This is a genomic window from Rhodoferax sp. (assembly GCF_018780565.1).
Lineage (GTDB): Bacteria > Pseudomonadota > Gammaproteobacteria > Burkholderiales > Burkholderiaceae_C > Rhodoferax.
Genome location: NZ_JADMJN010000011.1, coordinates 80,170 through 99,790, shown reverse-complemented (window position 1 = coordinate 99,790; position 19,621 = coordinate 80,170). Strand labels below are relative to the sequence as shown.

General features: G+C 57.9%; 18 protein-coding genes. 4 read left to right on the top strand and 14 right to left on the bottom strand.

Features of this window, described 5'->3' with window-relative positions; genetic code table 11:
• The first annotated feature begins 4 nt into the window (after positions 1 to 4).
• Positions 5 to 775, top strand: coding sequence for an exodeoxyribonuclease III (xth, locus tag IV109_RS16080; protein WP_296698844.1), 771 nt, complete (start codon positions 5 to 7; stop codon positions 773 to 775).
• A gap of 14 nt (positions 776 to 789) precedes the next feature.
• On the opposite strand, the gene ntrC is transcribed toward xth, so the two are convergent.
• The 10 genes from ntrC to IV109_RS16030 form a co-directional block, all read right to left on the bottom strand.
• Positions 790 to 2,310, bottom strand: coding sequence for a nitrogen regulation protein NR(I) (ntrC, locus tag IV109_RS16075; protein ID WP_296698841.1), 1,521 nt, complete (start codon positions 2,308 to 2,310; stop codon positions 790 to 792).
• A 26-nt stretch (positions 2,311 to 2,336) separates the two neighbouring features.
• Positions 2,337 to 3,434, bottom strand: coding sequence for a nitrogen regulation protein NR(II) (gene glnL / locus IV109_RS16070; RefSeq protein ID WP_296698838.1), 1,098 nt, complete (start codon positions 3,432 to 3,434; stop codon positions 2,337 to 2,339).
• A gap of 5 nt (positions 3,435 to 3,439) precedes the next feature.
• A complete protein-coding gene (locus IV109_RS16065) occupies positions 3,440 to 3,925 on the bottom strand; it encodes a hypothetical protein (protein WP_296698835.1) in 486 nt (161 codons plus the stop codon).
• Positions 3,926 to 4,063: 138 nt separating this feature from the next.
• Positions 4,064 to 5,479, bottom strand: a complete 1,416-nt coding sequence (gene glnA, locus IV109_RS16060) for a type I glutamate--ammonia ligase (protein WP_296698830.1) — start codon at positions 5,477 to 5,479, stop codon at positions 4,064 to 4,066.
• Positions 5,480 to 5,691: 212 nt separating this feature from the next.
• Entirely contained in the window at positions 5,692 to 6,531 is an 840-nt protein-coding gene (locus tag IV109_RS16055) for a molybdopterin-binding protein (RefSeq protein WP_296698827.1), read from the bottom strand.
• Positions 6,497 to 7,384: an EI24 domain-containing protein gene (locus tag IV109_RS16050; RefSeq protein ID WP_296698820.1), complete on the bottom strand. Its 888-nt coding sequence runs from the start codon at positions 7,382 to 7,384 to the stop codon at positions 6,497 to 6,499. Before IV109_RS16050 ends, IV109_RS16055 begins: the two co-directional genes overlap by 35 nt.
• A complete protein-coding gene (locus IV109_RS16045) occupies positions 7,368 to 8,618 on the bottom strand; it encodes an MFS transporter (protein WP_296698815.1) in 1,251 nt (416 codons plus the stop codon). Before IV109_RS16045 ends, IV109_RS16050 begins: the two co-directional genes overlap by 17 nt.
• Positions 8,615 to 10,405, bottom strand: coding sequence for a hypothetical protein (locus tag IV109_RS16040; protein ID WP_296698811.1), 1,791 nt, complete (start codon positions 10,403 to 10,405; stop codon positions 8,615 to 8,617). The genes IV109_RS16045 and IV109_RS16040 overlap by 4 nt, the downstream gene beginning before the upstream one ends.
• Before the next feature lie 24 nt (positions 10,406 to 10,429).
• Positions 10,430 to 11,401, bottom strand: coding sequence for an SDR family oxidoreductase (locus IV109_RS16035; RefSeq protein WP_296698808.1), 972 nt, complete (start codon positions 11,399 to 11,401; stop codon positions 10,430 to 10,432).
• Entirely contained in the window at positions 11,398 to 12,324 is a 927-nt protein-coding gene (locus IV109_RS16030; RefSeq protein ID WP_296698803.1) for a bile acid:sodium symporter family protein, read from the bottom strand. Before IV109_RS16030 ends, IV109_RS16035 begins: the two co-directional genes overlap by 4 nt.
• Positions 12,325 to 12,428: 104 nt before the next feature.
• On the opposite strand from IV109_RS16030, the gene IV109_RS16025 reads away from it, so the two are divergent.
• Positions 12,429 to 13,463, top strand: a complete 1,035-nt coding sequence (locus IV109_RS16025) for an AraC family transcriptional regulator (protein WP_296698800.1) — start codon at positions 12,429 to 12,431, stop codon at positions 13,461 to 13,463.
• On the opposite strand, the gene IV109_RS16020 is transcribed toward IV109_RS16025, so the two are convergent.
• The 3 genes from IV109_RS16020 to IV109_RS16010 form a co-directional block, all read right to left on the bottom strand.
• The gene (locus tag IV109_RS16020) at positions 13,438 to 14,394 is read right to left on the bottom strand and encodes a sterol desaturase family protein (protein WP_296698797.1); all 957 of its coding nucleotides are present in this window, start codon (positions 14,392 to 14,394) and stop codon (positions 13,438 to 13,440) included. The genes IV109_RS16025 and IV109_RS16020 overlap by 26 nt on opposite strands.
• A gap of 27 nt (positions 14,395 to 14,421) precedes the next feature.
• Positions 14,422 to 15,156 carry a polysaccharide deacetylase family protein gene (locus tag IV109_RS16015; RefSeq protein WP_296698794.1) on the bottom strand — a complete coding sequence of 245 codons (735 nt, stop codon included), beginning with the start codon at positions 15,154 to 15,156 and terminating at the stop codon, positions 14,422 to 14,424.
• A gap of 64 nt (positions 15,157 to 15,220) precedes the next feature.
• Positions 15,221 to 16,156, bottom strand: coding sequence for a YncE family protein (locus IV109_RS16010; RefSeq protein ID WP_366834248.1), 936 nt, complete (start codon positions 16,154 to 16,156; stop codon positions 15,221 to 15,223).
• A 157-nt stretch (positions 16,157 to 16,313) separates the two neighbouring features.
• On the opposite strand from IV109_RS16010, the gene IV109_RS16005 reads away from it, so the two are divergent.
• Positions 16,314 to 17,090 carry an alpha/beta hydrolase gene (locus IV109_RS16005; RefSeq protein ID WP_296698792.1) on the top strand — a complete coding sequence of 259 codons (777 nt, stop codon included), beginning with the start codon at positions 16,314 to 16,316 and terminating at the stop codon, positions 17,088 to 17,090.
• A 23-nt stretch (positions 17,091 to 17,113) separates the two neighbouring features.
• Here the strand turns inward: IV109_RS16005 and IV109_RS16000 are convergent, their stop codons facing one another.
• Positions 17,114 to 17,857 carry a 16S rRNA pseudouridine(516) synthase gene (locus IV109_RS16000; RefSeq protein WP_296698787.1) on the bottom strand — a complete coding sequence of 248 codons (744 nt, stop codon included), beginning with the start codon at positions 17,855 to 17,857 and terminating at the stop codon, positions 17,114 to 17,116.
• A 126-nt stretch (positions 17,858 to 17,983) separates the two neighbouring features.
• Here IV109_RS16000 and IV109_RS15995 point away from each other — a divergent pair, with 126 nt between their 5' ends.
• Positions 17,984 to 19,549, top strand: coding sequence for a DUF3369 domain-containing protein (locus IV109_RS15995; protein ID WP_296698782.1), 1,566 nt, complete (start codon positions 17,984 to 17,986; stop codon positions 19,547 to 19,549).
• Positions 19,550 to 19,621 lie beyond the last annotated feature (72 nt).

The following is a 19,621-nucleotide window of genomic DNA, read 5'->3' as shown; positions in this document are numbered from 1 at the left end:
CGATATGAGAATTGCCACCTGGAACGTGAACTCCCTTACCGTGCGCCTGCCGCAAGTGCTGGCCTGGCTTACTGCCAACCCGGTGGAAGTGCTGGTACTGCAGGAGCTGAAAATGACGGACGACAAGTTCCCATTTGACGCCTTCACACAGGCAGGCTACCACGCCCAATGCTTCGGACAAAAAACCTATAACGGCGTCGCCCTCTTGTCCCGTTCACCCGCGACGGATGTCGTCCGCAATATCCCCGGCTTCTCGGATGACATGGCCCGCCTCATCAGCGCCACCGTGGGTGATGTACGGGTCATTGGCGGTTATTTTCCAAATGGCCAGGAGCCCGGCAGCGACAAGTTTGAATACAAGATGAGTTGGCTAAAGGGATTGCGGGAATGGCTTCGCGAAGAACTCGCCAGGAACCCCAAGCTGGTGCTTTTGGGCGACTACAACATCACCTTCGATGACGCCGACGTGTGGGACCCGGTGGGTCTGAAAGACACGATTCACTGCACCGAAGAGGAGCGCTATCACCTGCGCGCGCTCATTGCGCTGGGTCTGCACGACGCCTACCGCCTGTTCCCGCAAGCAGAGAAAAGCTACTCCTGGTGGGACTACCGCAACTTTGCTTTTCCGCGCAACCGCGGACTTCGCATTGACCACATTCTGGTCAGCAACACATTGAAGCCTCTGGTGAAAAGCTGCGTGATCGACAAGGCTCCGCGCAAGAATGAACGCCCCAGCGATCACGCACCGGTCATCGTGGAGCTTGCCAACGACTAGGTGCCTGAGCGCACTTACTCAAGGCCCAGTTCCTGGATCTTGCGTGTAATGGTGTTACGACCAATGCCTAGCTTTTGAGCTGCCTCAATACGTCGGCCACGGGTAGCCGCTAAAGCGGTGAGAATCAGACGCGACTCAAACCGGCGCGTCAATTCATCCCACACATCGGTGCGACCCGTCGCCAGCAAAGCGATGGCGTCGGCCTCCAGACCCAACTCCCAGCCGCTATCGCTGAATGGGGCAAGCGCAATCGGCACCACGGGTGCAACGGCCTGATCCACCGCAGAAAAGCCGGGCTCCAGAGAGGCCGGTGGTGTCACCACATCCTCAGATGCAAGCGACGCAGCGCTGGTTCCGCCCGAATCCTTGGTGGTGACACCCACCTCGGGTGGCAAATCCTTCGGCTCGATTACCTGGGTAGGAGCCATCACCGTCACCCAGTGGCAGATGTTCTCCAATTGCCGCACATTTCCGGGAAAACCAAAATTACCCAACCAGGACAATGCGGCGTCCGAAATTCTTTTCGGCTCCACACCCAACTGCTTGGCGCTTTGCTGAAGAAAGTGGCGCGTCAGCATCGGCACGTCTTCCTTGCGCTCACGCAGCGCTGGCAAACGCAGGCGGATGACGTTGAGCCGGTGAAACAAATCCTCGCGGAACGCACCGTCCTTGACACGTTGCTCCAGGTTCTGATGCGTGGCGGCAATCACACGCACATTCGTTTTCACCGCGCTGTGACCACCAACCCGATAGAAGTGACCATCGCTGAGCACACGCAACAGGCGGGTCTGCAGGTCAAACGGCATGTCGCCAATTTCATCGAGAAACAGCGTGCCACCATCTGCCTGCTCAAAGCGGCCCCGGCGCATGCTTTGCGCACCGGTGAAGGCCCCGCGTTCATGGCCGAAAAGCTCTGACTCCAGCAAGTCTTTGGGAATCGCCGCAGTATTGATGGCCACAAAGGGGCCGTTGGCACGTGGTGAATGCTTGTGCAAGGCACGAGCAACCAACTCCTTGCCTGAACCCGACTCGCCAGTGATCATGACCGTGACATTGCTCTGGCTCAAACGGCCAATGGCACGAAACACGTCCTGCATCGCGGGCGCCTGGCCCAGCATCTCCGGCGTATCGGTCATGCGCTCTTCCGCCACCTCCTCGCGCTGACTTTCTTCGACGGCACGGCGAATGAGCTCGACCGCCTTGGGCAAATCAAAGGGTTTGGGGAGGTATTCGAATGCACCGCCCTGAAACGCCGACACTGCGCTGTCCAGGTCGGAATACGCGGTCATGATGATCACCGGCAAACCCGGGTATTTGGCTTTGACCTTCTCCAGCAAATCCAGACCCGATCCCCCCGGCATGCGGATATCACTGACCAGTATTTGCGGGCCGTTTTCGTCGTTCGCAACCTCCAGTGCAGTCAACACATCACGCGGATTGGTAAAACTGCGGGTGGGCAGGTTTTCACGCAACAGCGCCTTCTCCAGTACGAAGCGGATGGACTGGTCATCATCTACGATCCAAATCGGCTTCATATCTTGTTGTCACCTCAGGTCATTTGTTAAGGTAGCGGAATCAATATCTTGAAATCCGTGTGGCCCGGGACGCTGTCACATTCGATCAAACCGTGGTGCTGCTGCACAAAGGTTTGTGCCAATGTCAGCCCCAGCCCCGAACCCCCTTCACGCCCTGACACCAGCGGATAGAAAATTCGGTCCTTGATCGAGTCTGGTACACCAGGCCCGTTGTCAATGACATGCAATTCCAGTGCCAACCGGTAGCGTTGCTTGCCAAATGTGGTCTGCCGTGCGATTCGCGTGCGAAAAGTCAGGCATGCATCACCGTCGGCGATCTGTTCTGTCAGTGCCTGGCAGGCATTGTGGGCAATATTGAGTACCGTCTGGATGAGCTGCTCGCGGTCGCCCCGGAACTCGGGGATCGAAATGTCATAGTCACGCACCACTTTGAGGCCCTTGGGAAACTCGGCCAGTATCAAGGAGCGCACCCGCTCGCACACTTCATGAACATTCACATCACCAACCAGGTGAGGCCGCCTGTGGGGTGCCAGCAAGCGGTCCACCAAGGTTTGCAGGCGATCGGCCTCATGGATGATGACTTGTGTGTACTCTTTCAGTTCGCGGGATTCAATTTCCATCTCAAGCAGCTGGGCCGCCCCACGGATGCCACCCAGCGGATTCTTGATTTCATGGGCCAGATTGCGAATCAGCTCCTTGTTGGTCTGGGCCTGCTCTGCCAAGCGCTCTTCACGGTCCTGGCGGGCCTGCTGCTCCAAGGGCAACAACTCCACAATGATTTCATCAAGCCTCTCCGTTTGCGTCACGATCACATGCACGGGCAGCGCATCGTGATTCAGGCGCTTGAGCCAGGCGTCGTACCGCAGGGCCGCGAATTCATTGCCGCCTGCACCCTGGAGTGCCTTTTGCAGATGACCTGGTTCGGTAAAACTGTCGGGAAATTGAGACCCCACAATGGCCCGGCGCGAAATGCCCAGTGCATCTTCCAGTGCAGCATTGGCAAACAACACCGCGCCGTCGCTCTGCACCACAGCGACCAGTGTCGCCAGCAAGTCAAAGGATTGAAAACGCACAGCCGCCGAAACAGCGGGTGAGGGGCTTGTGGGTTGATTGGACTTTTTCAAGTCGCCTATTTTGCCGCAGACGCTGCCGGCGCACGTCCGAGTTCACGGCGAATGCCGGCAATATCACTTTCATTTCGCGCAATGCTGGCCTTGAGCTCGGCAACGCGGTCCAGATACTTCTGGTGGTTGCGCGCCTCGCCACCCTGCTTCTCGGGCTCGCCATTGTTGTATTCCTTGAGCAACTCGGCCTGACGCGCCTCTGCCTTTTTGAGCTCGGACTCCAGAATCTGGCGCGCATCGGAGTCGCGCGACTTCTGGTCACCCGCGTCAACACGCTGTCCAGGCTGGGTTGCTGCCGCAGTTCGGCCAGCGCTGGGCTTGGGCGCCGGCACCACAGTGACGTTGCCACCCGACACCAGTTTGCAGTTTTTCGCCTGCGCTTCGGAAACGGTATTGGTGTATTCGTTGCCGCACCGGTAAATGCGTTCCTGCGAATAACTGGTTGCTACAAACAAAGTAGCAGCCAACGGTATCAATAAAGCATATTTCATACGATTTCCACATACCCACGATGAAACGGATCAAGTTACCAGTATGCGCCAATTGCACGCTTGTTCAATAATTTCAAGACTTATCCAATAAAAAAAGGACGGGCATTGCCGTCCTTTTTTGCCACAAACTGTAACGAATTACAGAGAATAGTACATATCGAATTCGATGGGGTGAGTGGCCATACGCAAGCGTGTGACTTCGCCCATTTTCAATTCAATGTAGGCATCCAGCATGGCGTCCGTGAACACGCCGCCCTTGGTCAGGAAGCTACGGTCTGCGTTGAGGCAGTCCAGCGCCTGATCCAGGCTATGGCAAACGGTCGGGATCAATGCATCTTCCTCAGGAGGCAGATGGTAGAGATCCTTGGTCGCTGCTTCACCGGGATGAATCTTGTTTTCCACGCCATCGAGACCGGCCATCATCAAGGCAGCAAAGCCCAGGTAGGGGTTCATCAATGGATCCGGGAAACGTGCCTCAATGCGGCGTGCCTTGGGGTTCGCCACAAAAGGAATACGAATGGAGGCAGAACGGTTCTTGGCGGAATAAGCCAATTTCACAGGCGCTTCGTAACCAGGAACCAGGCGCTTGTAGCTGTTGGTGCCGGGATTGGTGATGGCATTCAGGGCACGAGCGTGCTTGATGATGCCGCCCACGTAGTACAGGGCGAAATCAGACAAGCCTGCATAGCCGTCACCAGCAAACAGGTTTTTCCCGTCTTTCCAGATGGACTGGTGCACGTGCATGCCGGAGCCGTTGTCGCCAACGATGGGTTTGGGCATGAAAGTAGCCGTCTTGCCATAGGCATGGGCCACGTTTTGAACCACATACTTGAGTGTCTGTGTCCAGTCGGCGCGCTCTACCAGCGTGCTGAAACGGGTACCGATTTCGTTCTGACCAGCGCCAGCCACTTCGTGGTGGAACACTTCAACCGGAATGCCCAGGGATTCAAGAATCAGGGACATTTCAGCGCGCATGTCTTGCGTGCTGTCAACGGGAGGAACTGGAAAATAGCCGCCCTTGACCGTGGGACGGTGGCCTTTGTTGCCGCCATCCATCTTCTTGCCCGAATTCCAGGGTGCTTCGCCCTCGTCGATCTTGAAGAAGGTACCGGACATGTCGGTGTTCCAGCGCACGTCATCAAAAATGAAGAATTCTGGCTCGGGACCGAAGAAGGCTGTATCGCCCATGCCGGAGGCCTTGAGGTAGGCTTCTGCGCGTTTGGCGATGGAGCGCGGGTCGCGATCGTAGGCTTTGCCGTCAGCAGGTTCAACCACGTCGCAGCTCATGAACATCGTGGTTTCTTCAAAGAAAGGATCGATGTTGGCGGTGTTGGGATCGGGCATCAGCTGCATGTCCGAGGCTTCAATGCCCTTCCAACCAGCGATGGATGAGCCGTCAAACGCATGGCCCGATGTGAACTTGTCTTCATCAAAGTGGGAAACGGGCACAGTCACGTGCTGCTCTTTGCCACGGGTATCGGTGAAGCGGAAGTCGACAAACTTGACTTCGTTTTCCTTCACCATCTTCATCACGTCTGCGACGGTCTTGGCCATCAAATACTCCTGGTTGGATCGTTGTTGAAAAGTTACATATCGGCGAATGCAGTTTTTGTGCCAACCGCAACGACTGGCAAAATCCGCCTAACTCCGTATTTTGCCCTGAGATTGGGCTGCATGAGGCCATGACAGGCAGGAACATGACTGACCGAGCAAGAAAATTTGAGCACCAAAATAGTGCCAATTAAATTTGCACCGAAACTGTGCAACTATTTTCGCACCAATTCAGGGCCTAGCTTGACATCAAAGCCTTGAAGGCCTGCCAAGAGGGCAGGATAGGCTTGCGCCACCACATTCGGCGCCCCTTTGACGCCCAGTTCGATATGGCGACCATATTGCGGGTGATCCACACTGGGCAGGCTGAAAACCTTCACACCCTCGTGGCTGCGCTCAAGCTCCTCCATCAAAGGTGTCAGCGCCGCCTCCATGGCACCAAACACAATCACGGATTGTTCGATCCAGGCAGAAGTGCGGTGCAGGTGTGGGTAGAGCGTATCCAGCACCCATTCGATCATGGGCCAGGCCATAACCGGAAAGCCCGGCACAAAATGAACCGTGCCACAGGTAAAGCCCGGGATTTTGTTGAACGGATTGGGAACAATCTGTGCCCCGGTCGGAAACATGCCCATGTTCAGCCTGTGAATATTGTCGGGCCGGTCTGCCTCGTAGACCTGCCCCATCTCCCTGGCCAATTCCTGCATGCGCTGGCGAATCAGGGCTTCAGCCTCGGGATGCAAGGCCAAGTCCCGCCCCAAAGCCAGGCCGGCACATTGCCGCGTATGGTCGTCCGGTGTGGCGCCAATGCCGCCACAGGAAAAAACGATATCGCCCGAGGCGAAGGCCCGCTTCAAGGTGGCCGTGATTCGGTCCCGCGAGTCACCCACATAGTCGGCGTAATCAAGCTGCAGACCACGCGCGTTGAGTAACTCGATCACTTTGGGCATGTGCTTGTCGGCGCGTTTGCCCGACAAAATTTCATCCCCGACGATGATCAGACCGAAACGGGGGGCTGCATTAACCGGGCTTGTGGATGTCTGGATGTGTGTCATTCGCCAATGCTACCGCTTCTGCGGAAATCGGCTCCGCCGGCATGGGGACGACCGGGGATGTCTCCGCCCGCAACGCCTGCAGGGCGGCCAGGCAATAGTGCGCGAACCACAGTGAAGAAAACGCAAATACCAGCGTGTAGATCCATATTGCCAGCGGCACCAGGATGGGCGCCATGGCCACCAGCATGGCCCCAGAAGCCCATATCAGGCTGGGCGCCGCCCCCAGGTAGCCGGAAAAGACACCAATACCCAGCAACCACCCCCGATGCCTTTTGAAAATCTCCCGCCGTTCCTGCGCACTGGCATGTTCAGCCAGGGCATCAAACGCCATGACACGGTAGGTGAGCCAACCCCAGATCAGGGGCGGCAGCACCAGAATCAAAGGGGGTATGAGCCACAGTGGAATTGAAATGAATATGGCAATCAAGGCCAGGAGGGTCGATCCCAGGGACCACAGCAGGCTGGCTGCCAGAGAACCGCCGCGTTTGCGTTCCAACTGGGGGAAACGCCGCTCAGCCACCAGCGAGGTCAGGGCTGGCGTCATCAGAATGGCCACCATCAGCAGCGATAGCACCACAATAACCGGCGTTATCGCAAAAATCACGATAAGGGGCGCCAACACCATTTTCAGGCTGCCCGCGCCAACACTCTGCAGCCATTCCCACACACTGTTGACGACGGTGGAGGCCTCCAGTGCACCGCGTACCCAGTCCAATGCACTTTCCCAGTAGAAATACCCCAGCCCCAGCGCCATGGCCACCATCAGAATCAGGGGCAGGAAGGACAATGCGATGACACGCGGCCGCAAGCAGTAGGCGACCGCACGCCAGAAAGAGTCAAGGAGCAGGTTCATGGCCTGATTGTGCCGCAGCCACACCGCGGTAGCGTCGCAGGGCATGCATCCACCCGGCGTTCACCAGCGCCAGCGTGGCAATGGCAACGCCGGTCACTGCAATGGCCTGGGCCGCGCCCATCCAGTAGACCAGCACGCCAGACACCAACCCGGATGCCGCAGGCACAACCTGTGAAATGATGGTGTACATGGCCAGCACGCGGCCCCGCACGCTGTCCTGGGCCTGTGCCTGAATGCTCGCCACAATCAGGCTGATCCCCATGCCACCCGATGTACCCGCCAGCACCAGGAAAAATGTGGCCAGGGACGGACTTTGCGTCAGACCAATCGCGCCAAAGCACAGACCGGCGAACAAGGTAGCAGCGAAAATCGCAGGTCCATTGGCCAGGCGCCGCGCCACCAGCATGGCCAGCACGCCGCCAACAATCAGAGCAGGGGCCAGCGCACCCAAAAATGCCCCACGGGCAAACTCCGGCAAGGCCAGCACCTGACGAGCAAACTTGGGCAACATCACCTGCATAGGGCCCATCATCAGGTAGCCGAAGATGGCCGCCAACAGCAACTGGGATAGCAGCGGTGACGCGTACACAGCCCGCAAACCCTCAAACACTTCATCAAGCACAGGCCGATGCGGCTTGTGACTGGCCGCCGATGGAACCGCAAGCAGACACAGGGAAGACAGGACAAACAAAACAGCCATCACCAGAAACACCGTGGGCCAGCCACCTGCAATGCGCAGCACGGAGATTGCCATGGGTCCCAGACCAAAGCCGGTCATGACCAGCAGATTCAGCACCAGGGCCGCCCGCGGCAGCTTCTGAGGTGTCACAATTTGCGCCAGCGCGGTCATGCGCGCAGGCGCTACAAACGACCAGCCCACGCCAGCCATCAACGCTGCAGCCAAAACGGAAGCGACACGCAACGCGGGTCCCTCAACCAGCCAATGCCCCAATGCCAGTACCACGGCGGAAGCCAGCAGGGAAAACTGCCCGACATGAATGATTCGAGTGGGTGCGAGTCGGTCACACAAAACACCCGCGTACCAGCCCAGGACCAGTGGCGGACCAAAGCACAAGGCAAACCCCAGACCCGACAGCACATCGGAACCCAGCACTTCCTGAGCGTAAATGATGACCGAATAGTTCACCATGTGCCCGCCGGTGAAGGAAAGCAGGCAGGAAGTGAAGAACAGGATCAATTGCGGGGGGCGAATTCCCGTTTGGCCGGCGCTCACTTGGGCATCACCCGCATCAGGGTAGGCTCGGCATTTTCCGTATGCCAGCTCGGAAAATTCGCATTCGATGTGTAGACCGATCCATCGGCTGCCACTTCAATATCACGCGTGAAGCTGACGCGGTGCGGCAAGGGATAGCTGCGCCAGCTGAGTGTTCCCACATCCAGGGCATGCAGCATATCGGACTGGTTCCCATTGACCCAGACCACCTGGCGCTTCTTGTCCACATTCAGTGAATAAGGCGTGTCGCTTCCCAGGGGACGGACTGGCAAATCAAACAAATCAAACTTGCCACTGGATGGGGTGTAGCGCGCCAGTCTGGATTCTGCAAATGCCACGATCCACAGATTGCCTTCCTGATCTGTGCGCAAGCGGCGCGGTCCCTTGAAGGGGGTGGCGATCATGGTGACCTTGCCCGTGTTCGGATTGATGTAGCCGATCTCGTCGGTGTGCAAGCGGGCGAACCACACCCTGCCATCCGGCGTAATGTCGATCCCATACGGCAAGGGCGTACCGCTGGACTCCCGGTCAATCGGCAACCAGCTGGACAAGGGCAAGCCCCAGCTCATGAGTTTGAACAAGGTGCCGATGTAGCGCGTGATCAGCCGCTCCTTCAGGCCACGTGCTGGCAAATCGTAGAGGGTGAATTTTTGGGCACTGCGGTCAAACATGGCCACCTGATTGCTCAAGGCCAGCGTGAACCAGACACGGTCCTGGGCATCCACCCGGATCGTGTGCGGGTAAAAACCCTCCTCCATGCTGTGCAGGGTGAAGGCTTTGGTATCTGGATTGAACTCCACCAGCCGGCGCTGGGCCGAGGGTGTGATGAAGATATGCCCGTCACGCGGCGATTCGGCCAGCGAGTGCGCATTGGAGGTACTGTCATGGCGCGGAAAGGTTTTGAGTCGGGCTGCCAAAAGGCCGCCCGGCGCATCGCCCGGCAAGTGGGGAATCTTGTAAACCGTATAGGCACCGGTGGACGGTTGAATCTCATAGATCCGGTCCTGGATGTTGTCGGCCAGATACAGCAGACCATTGCGGGCCAGCAGCATGTCATGCAACTGCGACATGGCATCGCCCAACGGCCATTCCTGAATCGTGGCCTGCGACAGTGCGGCTGCCCAGGGTGTACTTTCCGGCACCTTGGCCGGATTCTGGCGCAGCTCGCGCCAACTGCTCTCCAGTCTGGCCGGTAGACTCTTTTGCAGATCAGTGGGCAGGCGCGAGCCGTAGCGAACCATGCGATCAATGGCCTCTTTCCACTCGACCTCGGACCGCTCACGCCGCATGGGCTCCGACCCTTGCTGATGACAGAACCCGCACTGCAATGCAAACTGCTTTCTGTCCGCAACGCTTCCCACGTCCAGCGCGCCCAGCCAGGCATTGGACGGCTTGGCGGCATTGAGCTTGACCGGGTCGGTCTCGACCGTCATTGCAATTGCTGCCGTTCTTAGCCCTGCAGGCACAGTGAGGCTGCGATCCTGAAAGCCTGGCTTGCGAAACCGGTATTTCACCTCGGCACCACGATCCGCCAGCTCCACACGCCCCCACTGGTCGGTAAACCGCGTCACCTGCACGTCGGACCGCTGCGGTGTGCCGGGTCTGGCGTAGCCCCCATCGGAATCGTCCGCTTTCGCCGCCTGAGTCAGCGTCTGGGTCACCATCACCGTAGGCAAGGGCTTGCCATCGCTGCCAGTGAGGGTGAGCGTGACCGCACCCGCCATGGTCGAACCCAGCCATGCGGCAAGGAGGGCGAGACGAAGAAAGGAAGAATTGAAAACAATCATGCTGGGACTCCGCGGCTTGGGTGATCACCCACGTTTGTTGCGTGCGTTGCGATAGAAATCAAAAACTTGCGAGGACGACATGCGCGGCGTGTAGCCAAACTGGTTTTTCAGGCACTTGTTATCCAGCACTGGCCGGTAGCGTAAAAAGTCAATCTGTTCGGGGCCGTACTGCGTGAGTCCCAGCTTCTTCAACACCCAAAGAGCACTTCTCACCACCGGGGCCGGCAAGGCCACCACACGCTTGCCCATGCGCCCTGCAATCTCATGCAGTGTGAGTGCGCCATCGCCCGCCACGTTGTAAATCCCTTCCTTGCCCGTTTCAGCGGCCATCAGGATGGCACCCACCACATCCTGATCCCAGATAAAGACAAATGGACTGTCAGACCCTGCAATGCCAATCAGCCTTGGCTTCTCAAACAGATCGGTAATCTGGTTGCGGACCGAGTCACCCAGGATGGTGCCAATGCGAAAGATCGTCTGCTTGAGTTCAGGGTGATCCAGCCGGGCCTTCGCCAGCATCTCCTCAACCAGCCGCTTGTGCCACGAATAGGCAAACACCTGGTTGCCACGAATCGGATCGGTCTCGCGCAGCCATGGCGCGTTGTCGGCGTGATACCCGTAGGCGGCGCCGCTGCTGGACACAATGAGGTGTGACACCGCACTGGCCAAACAGGCGTCAAGCACACGCTGTGTGCCGCCAACGTCCACGCTGTACTCAAACCCGCGATCGCTGTTTTTACCAGGGGTGACGATGGACGCGAGGTGAACCACGGTGCTGATGCCGTGCTCATGCAGCAAGGCCTCCAGTCCGGGCTCGCGAATGTCGCTGGTGGCGTAGACCACGCCGGGCAGACGTTGGGCCGCATCCACAGGCCGGACATCCAGTGCCACGACATTGGCGATGACACCGGCATCGCGCAACCCGGCCAATCCGGCAATGACCTGGCGCCCCAGATAGCCGCCCGCACCCGTCACCAAAACAGACTGGCCGCTCATGATTTCACCTCAGCGCTGGTTTGGGACACGCCGGGGTTTCGTTTCATCCAGAACGTGGACAGTGCCATTCCGGCAAATATGTGCCAGACGCCCCACCAGGCTGTGACAATGGCCATGCCACCCAGCCCGCCAAAGAAATTGAAAATCAGGACCAGACCCAGGCCCGAGTTCTGGATGCCGGTCTCAAACGACACCGCACGGCAATCACGCTCCGCCAGACCTGCGGCCTTCGAAAAGCCATAGCCCAGCGCCAGGGCGCCCGCGTTGTGCAGCAGCACCACACCCACCACAAACTGGCCGTATTCCAGGAAAAATTTCCAGTTTGCAAGCAACGCACCCGTCACGAATACGCCAAAGACCACCAGGGAAAAAACACGCATCGGCTTGAGCGCACGCGCGGCCAGTGCTGGCCAGCGATGCGAGATGAACAGCCCCAGAAACAAGGGCAGTCCCAGCAAAATCGCCACTTCCACCAGCATGCGCAAAGGGTCCAGCGAGAAGTCCTTCAGGATTGCTTTCATGCCGGGATCCAAACTGCCCCAAAACGACACATTGATAGGGGTCATGACCAGCGCGCCGAGCGTGGACAAGGTACTGATGGACACCGACAAGGCGGCATTGCCGTGGGCTCGGTAAGTAAAGAAGTTGGAAATATGACCCGCCGGGCAGGATGACACCAACAACATACCCAGACCAATCGAGGGATGGGGTTTGATCGCCAGAATAAAAAGAAAGGTCAGCGCCGGGAACAGGATGTGATGGCTGACCATGCCAATCAGCAGTGCCTTGGGCGTCTTCAGCGCCGCTTTGAAGTCGGCGATTTTCAGGTCCAGCGCCACGCCGAACATCACGAAGGCCAGCACGAAATTCAGTGCAAGAAGTGCTTGTGGATTGAAGTTGAGTTGGACCTGATCGATCGGCATGTCGCGTCTCCTGCTGCTTGTTGTGCTGGCGATTGTGAAACATCCGCTGTACTATTTGGAGGTTAAATTCGGACATCTCGCCCCACCACGAACGACTTGAACGCATGGACAGACCCGTCGACTTGCCGCAGAAAATTACCGCCCTGGTAGCAACGTTGCGCAGCGAGGGAATCTCTGCCAACCAGGTACTGGCCTCCACAGGCATCAGCGCGGCACAGATGTCAGACCCCGGTTTTCGGGTATCCACGCGACAGTTGCTGACGGTGCTGGAGCGCTGTGCACAACTCTCCAGCGACCCGGCGTTCGCCTTGCGCGCCGGACTGCGACTGCGAATGAACCACTTTGGGCTGTACGGCTATGCCCTGCTCTCTTGCCCAACGCCGCGCGAAGCCATTCAGCTTGCCATGCGCTACCGGGCTCTCGCCACGCCTTTGCTGGGCCTGCAAGCCCGGGAATACAGCAGCCATCTCTGCTGGTCATTTTCGGATCTGCACGGGCTGGGCGAGCGCAATCAGTTATTCCGCCTGGCCTGCGAGATTCAGTTCGGCACCCAGCTTTCACTGCACCGCGACGTGATGGGCCCCGACATCCATCCCATCGAGATCCGGGCTGCTTATCCCGCGCCAACGCATGCGGGCATCTACGAAACCCTGCTCGGCTGCCCCGTGCAATTTGAGGCCCCTCTGAGTGACATCTCTTTTGACGCGAAATGGCTCGAGCAACCCATCGCGATCAGCCATCCGATACCGGCGAGCCTGATTCGTGAAACCTGTGATCGCCTGCTGGCAGATCTACAGCCCACTGCAGGCACGGCCAGCATCGTGTGCGCAATGTTGCTGGAGCGGCCGGGGCGATTTCCGGATATTGAATGGCTGGCGCACAACCTGGGCATCAGCTCGCGCACCCTGCGTCGAAAACTAATGGCAGAAAACACTTCGTACCAGCAACTCCTGGACAGTGTGCGTCACCGACTTGCGGTCGACTTTCTGAGCACCACGCGGATCAATACCGACGACGTGGCGGCCGCCTTGGGGTTCTCCGACGCAGCCAATTTTCGTCAGGCCTTCAAGCGCTGGAGCGGACGGCGACCGTCGGATTTCAGACCTTCAAGCCTCAAGCACGCCCCGCCAGACGCTTGAGCCCGAGCCACTGCTGGGCCCAAAATCCCCGACCGTAGTCACGCCCCTGTTCCACCTGATCGCGCACGCCGGTGGGATCGAAACGCAGATCAAAATTGGCGGTGCCAAACATCATGTCCCACCAAGGCAGCAACACACCAAAGTTGCGTCCCCCCAAGGTATGCCGGCCACCCGACTCATGGCCAATTCCGATGCTGTGATGCAGCCGGTGAAAACGCGGACTGATCCACAAGCGCTCCCCGATCCGGCCAAACCAGATACGCACATTCGCATGCTGAAAACTTTCGCTCAACTGCGTGAATGCGACGATGGCCACAAACTGGCTGGGCGCAATACCGATGAGTTGCGCCACCACAATCACAATCACGTCACGAAGGACATCATCGAGCAAATGGTTGCGGTTGTCGCTCCACATCGTCATCTGGCGCTGGGCGTGGTGCAGCGAATGCAACTTCCACCACCAGCCAAACTGATGCTGGCCCCGGTGAATCCAGTAGTCCAGAAAATCAATGACGAGCAAGTAAAGCACTAGGCTGACCAGCGGCCGATCGCTTACCCCCGGCCACATGGCATCAAGTTGCAGAGTGCTGAACCCGGCCACCCGCAAGGTTCCAAACAGCTCGTCAAACAAAGGAGTGAGCGAAAAAAACAGAACCAGGCGAAACAAGCCAAGTCGATGGATCAGTGTGTACACCATGTCGACACGCACCGTCGCATGATCGGTCACAAGCTCAACTGGCCGCCAGCGCTGCAGGGGTCCAATGACGGCAGCCAGAATCAGCAACTGGATCAAACCCACCAGCAACCAGCCGGTGGCGTCATAGCCATCGGCCAGCAGGTTCCCCATGCCCAGCGCAAACATCGCGGGCTGGATCAAGGACTCGAACAAGCCCTGCTGGGCGTTGGAAAAAGCGTTTGTTAAAAACTCCATTCGCTACAAGCCCCCACCCTGTCAGGACTATTGACCCGCTGCCTTGAGCCACGCGGCGTAAGCAGGATGCTCACGAAGCGTTGCAAAACAAAACCCCTTGTCCTTGAGCCCCATGATCAAGGGCTCCAGAACAGTCGGCGCCCAGGGCTCCTTGCGCGACCAGATACCCAAATGAGCCATGAGAATGTCGCCCTTCCTGATATCCCGCAAGGCCTTCTTCAACAGTGCTTCATTGCTGAATTTTTCGCTAGGCAGCTCGTCCCCCAAAAAACCTGCCGCGGACCAACCCACGTGCTCGAACCCGCAGGCCTTGGCCGCTGCCAGTAGACGCGGTGAGGTCTTGCCTCCTGGCGCGCGAAACAGAGGCAAAGGCTTTTTTCCGGTGAAGTCGTACAGACGCTCATTGGCGTAAGCGATCTGTTCACAGTATTTTTTGGCATCCCAAGTGAACTCGCGCCCCTCCAAAGCGCCCGACGAGGGCTGCACGCGAAACCGTGGCTGGACACCGGGCATATCACCGCGCCAATAGACATGGTCATAGGTGTGGGAGGCGAATTCATGTCCCTCGGCAGCACGCGCTTTCCACCAGGGAGCCCAGTGGTTGCCCAGACTGCCGTCGCCGGTCTTGGTACGTTCGTTGGCTGCAAAAAAAGTGACCTTGACATCTTGCCGTTTCAGTACCTCGGCCACCAGCGGTGCCACATCCATATGGCCTGTATCAAAGGTCAAGTACAACGGATTTTCACAAGATTTCTGGGCCATTCCCAGCGTGGAATAAGCGCAAGACGCTATTAAAACTATAGCAAACCGGAATCGTCCTGCGAACTTACTGGCGGGCCGCATGATCCAGTGTCCAGACGCCATGGGGAGACTTTCCAACCTTCACCTGACGCACCACCTGACGCGTGCGAGTGTCAATTACCGTGAGCTTTTTGGCCCAGCGTGAAGCCACGTAGATATAACGACCGTCGGCAGACAGGTCCATGCAATCCGGTCCGCTCGGTGCCGGATAGCTTTCCACCACCGTCATGGTCTGATAGTCAATCTTGCTGATGGTGTCGGCTACCCGGTTGCTCACAAACACATGACGTTTGTCGCCGGCGCCACGAAAGGCGTGCGCACCCTTCCCGGTCTTGAGCATTTGAACCAGTCGCGGCTCACGGCCCGTCACGTCATACACCTCCACGCCTTCGCCGCCCGTCAAGCCGATCAGAAGAAACTTGTCATCGGGTGTACCAAACACGTCCGCCGGCATGGCACCGGTCTTGCTACGCCATTTCAGAGCCTGCGTAAGCAGATCGATCGCCACGAGTTCGTCACTGTCCTGCATGGTGGCGTAGACCGTGCTGCTCTTGCTGTCAATCCAGACATGGCTGGGAGTCTTGCCGGTGGCAATGCGCTTGGCCAGTGTCATCGCGGTGCCATCCCAGTGGTAGATATCGACATGGTTCAGTCGATTGGCAGCCGTCACGAACCATTTCATATCGGGCGAAAACCGCAGCTGGTAGGGATCGAGGATGCCGCGCACTGTGCGCTGTACTTCGGCTGTTTTCGGATCCACGAACAACAAGGAGTCGCTCAATGCATTGGCAATGATGAGGGACTTTTCATCCGGCGTGAGGTACAAGTGATGCGGCTCCTTGCCGGTGGGAATTCGCTTGACTTCTTTCCAGGTCACCGGATCAATCACACTGACGCTGGCCTCCAGCGAGTTCAGCACAAAGACCGGGTTGGACTGAGCATGGGCAGCCAAGGGCGCCAGAAAAAGTGAACACAGAGTCAAAGCAGCGGACAAAGAGGCCACAAATCGACCAGAGGAACGAACAAAAAACGTCACAACAAATCACTTTTAGGGTTAAGCGCCAAGTGTAGCGGGCATCCACTGCTTTCCCTGGTGCACCATCTCGTACCATAGCGCCATGAACTTGATTGAAATCAACGGCGTCAAACTGGAGGTGCTGCGCATTGGCGCCACGTCGGAGCAAAAAGACCGGGCACCGCTTGTGTTCCTGCATGAAGGTCTGGGCTCGGTCGCCATGTGGCGTGATTGGCCGCAAGCACTTTGTCAAGCCACCGGACGGGAGGGGTGGGTGTACTCACGCCAGGGCTATGGCCAGTCCGACGCGGTGCCGGATGTTCGCGGTGGCGGGCAGCTTCAGCCCGACTACATGCACAAGGAAGCATGGACCGTCCTGCCTGCCCTGCTTCATGCGCTGTCGATTGAGAAACCGGTGCTGGTGGGCCACTCCGACGGCGGCACCATCGCCCTGCTCTACGCCAGCCGTCATCCAGTTTCTGCCTGTATTGCGATAGCGCCACACGTGATCGTGGAAGATGTCTCGGTTCAAGCCATTGACCAGGCGCGCATCAGCTTCGAGTCCGGGGACCTGCGTCAGCGCCTGACCCGCTACCATGCGAACGTAGACTGCGCCTTCTGGCAATGGAACGACATATGGCTCAGTCCAGGCTTTCGCGCCTTCGATATCCGTCAACAGTGCACCCACATCAAAGCCTCCGTTCTGGCCATCCAGGGTGAGGATGATCCGTATGGAACATTGGCTCAAATTGAGCAAATTGCGTTGCCGGCAAGCCAAATCACTCGCCTGATACTGCCCCAATGTGCGCACTCACCGCACCGAGAGCAAGCCACGCTGACCACACAGGCCATTGCCGACTTTCTGATGGACGCCAGGTGAGTACCACCGCACGCCGACAGACGTCAGGCAGAGATACTGGCCAGATCCGCCTGGCTCAGCCAGCGCCACTGCCCCGGCAGGAGATCGTCGGGCAATCGCAGGCCTCCGATCCGGGACCGGTGCAAAGCCTCCACCCGGTTGCTGACGGCTGCCACCATGCGCTTGACTTGATGGTATTTGCCCTCGGTCAGAGTCAAGCGCAAATGATGGCTTGAGATGGCCTCGCATGCTGCGGCCCGCACTGGCTTGGGATCATCATCAAGGACCACGCCGGCCAGCAACCTGTTGACCTGAGTATCGTCCAGCGGATGCTTGACTGTGACCTCATACACCTTGGGCACATGGTGCCGTGGTGAGCTCATCCGATGAATGAATTTGCCGTCATCGGTGAGCAGCAACAATCCTGTGGTGTCCTGATCCAGCCGTCCGACTGCCTGCACGCCTTGAACCGCCCCTTTTTGGGGTCGCTGTCGCAGTGGCGACGGGAGCAAAGTGTAAATACTGGGGTAGGTCGATGGCTTCTGTGAACACTCTGTTGCAACGGGTTTGTGCAGCATCACATAGGCTTTTTCATGGTAGGGCCAGTCAACGCCCTGCACCCTCAATCGCAGTCCATCAGCTACAAATTCAGTAGCAGACTGCATACACTTGACAGGCTCCAGAGCCTCGGGAGATGGGTAGACCTGGACCAGCCCTTGCTGGATCAAGCCGGCGCAGACACGTCGTGTGCCAAAGCCTTGAGAATAAAGAATATCTTGCAACTGCATACCCAGAGTATCGCAAAGCGCTGCCCGGGCCACAATTCGATCCCTGCAGGCTTGTTTTGCCCCTTCCGATACTTTAGACTGTGCTGATAAATTATCCAATCTCGACAAAGAGAGAGACCGCTTAAGATGTCAGACGACCTGGTTTTTAGTGATGAGCCCAGCAGCCCTGTCAACCCCGAAGACGCAGCCCCCTGGCAAGTCCTTATCGTTGATGACGAAAGAGGCGTGCATGACGTCACCAAGCTGGTCATGGCCGATTTTGAAATGGATGGTCGGCCCGTTCAATTCCTGGACTGTTACAGCGCAGCAGAGGCCAAGGTTCTGCTGGCCGGTCGAAACGATATTGCACTGATATTGCTGGACGTCGTGATGGAAACCGATCTGGCCGGGCTGGATCTGGCCCGCTATATCCGTGAAGATCTTGGCAACCTCAATGTGCGTATTGTGCTGAGAACCGGACAGGCTGGGCAGGCACCTGAAGAGCAGGTGATCCGGGACTACGACATCAACGACTACAAGGAAAAAACAGAACTCACACGGCGCAAGCTCATCACTGTCTTCTATTCCGGTCTGCGCGGCTATCGTGACCTGATGCGGATTGAGCGCGCCCGCCTCGGCCTGCGCCGTTCGGTGGAGGCGATTACCCGGGTATGTGATTCACAAAGCCTTGAAACCTTTGCGTCTGCCGTTCTCGAACAGGTCCATTACCTGCTGAACCTCAATGGCCAGGGACTCTGCGCAAGCCGTACGACAGCCTTCACCGCCTGCTCATCGAATGGGCGCATCATGATTCTGGCTGCCACCGATGGGTTTTCAGGACTGCTGCAGACCAAGGACCTTAGCCGACTGCCACCCGACGTTCGTCAGGCACTGGACCGCTCACTTGCGGAAAAGACCAGTCACTGTGGTGAGCGCCATTACGTGGGCTATTACCTGACAAAGAGCGGCAGCGAAAGCATGATTTACATGCAGTTTTTCGAGCCGATTTCCGACAGTGCCCGCGAATTGCTCGAGCTATTCGCCTCCAACGTTGCCATCACTTACGATCATCTCCTTTTGCGCGAGGAGATTGAAGCCACCCAGCAGGCGACCATCTCCATCCTTGGCGAGGCCATTGAGCGGCGCTTCAATGATTCCAGCGACCATGGTCGCCGAGTTGGCGAAATCGCTGCCCTGATGGCCCAGTGGCTGAGCATGCCGGAGCACGAAGTCGAAATCATCCGGCAAGCAGCGACATTGCATGATGCCGGCAAGATCCGCATACCAGAACAAGTCTTGAGCAAGCCCGCCAAGCTCGATGCGCCGGAATTGACCGTCATGAAAACCCATTCCCAACTGGGTTTTGATATTCTGTCCAAGTCGAAGACCACCATCCATCAACTGGCTGCAACGGTGGCCCTGGAACACCACGAGCGGTGGGACGGCAGTGGCTATCCGCAAGGCCTGACCGGTGAAAACATCAGTCTCGCTGCGCGACTGACAGCGGTGGCAGATGTGTTGGACTCCCTGGTAAGCCCCAGTTGCTACAAAACACCGTGGTCTCTCAAAGAGAGCCTGGACCATCTGCGCACGGAAAGTGGCAAACATTTCGAACCCCGGCTGGTGGAACTGATCCTCAACCATCCAGAGGAAATTGCCTCGGTTTACCGGAGATTTCCAGCCCATCCGGGTGTTCCGCCACAAAGCCAATGAAACCGCTCTCCCGGACCCCAGTGCAGGCGTAGCAGATATCCGCAGTGCATTCATGGTCGAACTCCAATGAGC